The sequence below is a fragment of the Bartonella sp. AC130YNZD genome (assembly GCF_042196865.1).
Lineage (GTDB): Bacteria > Pseudomonadota > Alphaproteobacteria > Rhizobiales > Rhizobiaceae > Bartonella.
The window spans coordinates 1-1069 of record NZ_JBHIQZ010000118.1 but is presented as its reverse complement, the minus strand read 5'-3'; the positions used below and the strand labels follow the sequence as shown (position 1 = coordinate 1069).

Below are 1069 nucleotides of genomic sequence, written 5' to 3'. Positions count from 1 at the left end.
TAAACTGAGGCAAATTCACTCGCATACGAATTCATATCGTCAGGAGAAGCATAGACTGGTTTCCAACCACATTTTGATAAGGATTGTTGGATCATCGCTTTATCGACACCTGGTTTTTCCCATAATGCTAAAGTTGATGGAGGAGGTTGGTTAATACATCCAGCTGTAGTTAAGAGAGCTATGCAGCTCAATAGTTTTAAGATTTTTTTCATTTTTCCCTCTTTCAATGGATTTATTTACGATAAAACAGAGCTCATAAACCTGTTGATATTTCCTGTCACCGCTGCTGAAAACAACAGTGAACAATATTGAAATGGTTAGTTGAGGAAACAATCCCGCCATTCCAAGTGAAGGTAAGGAGGGGGATTGTTGATCATCACTTAAGGCTGACATTCATCCGCGTTTTTATACCTTTTACAAAAAGGGCTGTTCAAGCGCTTCTTGACACTGCGCTTTGGGATGACAGCACCAGGCTGACAATTTGGAAGGTTGTCTTCTTTAAAAGTATAACACCAGCCCCCCCCCTCAACTCTATTTTTATAGCGGAAACCTGATTGGACCATGCAAGCATCAATGGAAACCATTGCATTAGGAGTGAGCTTTTGAGTTTCTGAATCCTCATCATAAGGCGTTGGCATTCCACATTCTAATAAAGCTTTTCCTATCTCAGTAAAATCTGCTCCTGGCTTCTCCCACATATACATATACCCTGGAGCAGGTTTATCGATATTGCATCCAATCACGCTTAACAGAACGAGCCCGCTTAATAGTTTTAATATGTATTTCATTTGTTCCTCCTTGAAGGGATGTATATACGATTAGGATCCCCATAATCGCTTTGACATGCCTTACTTGCATGACTATAACAAACATGAGGGCTGGGATAACCAAATAGTACTTTCTTTGCCTCTTTCACTACGTTACTACCAAGGGGTCTCTTGTCAAAAGTAGCGGGATTTTTGCCAAACACAACACCAACAAAATCATCTGCGTGGTTTTCCAAGCCGACAGTGGTTTGCTTGCCATCCCTTAAGATATATAACGTATCTGCCATGTCTTGAGTATTATA

The 1069-nt window shown here is 40.5% G+C and carries 1 protein-coding gene and 2 pseudogenes; all 3 read right to left on the bottom strand.

Translation table 11 applies throughout. The features are described 5' to 3' along the window. Positions 1-212 (bottom strand): annotated as a pseudogene (locus tag ACFINU_RS10000) (hypothetical protein); the annotation flags it as partial. Between the two features lie 168 nt (positions 213-380). Then, the gene (locus ACFINU_RS09995; protein ID WP_375667688.1) at positions 381-788 is read right to left on the bottom strand and encodes a hypothetical protein; all 408 of its coding nucleotides are present in this window, start codon (positions 786-788) and stop codon (positions 381-383) included. Next, positions 785-1069 (bottom strand): annotated as a pseudogene (locus ACFINU_RS09990) (hypothetical protein); the annotation flags it as partial. The gene ACFINU_RS09995 and the pseudogene ACFINU_RS09990, both read right to left, overlap by 4 nt.

Bases quoted from the DNA above. Each gene is read 5' to 3' on its own strand.
- ACFINU_RS09995 (WP_375667688.1), bottom strand. From the start codon at position 788: ATGAAATACATATTAAAACTATTAAGCGGGCTCGTTCTGTTAAGCGTG.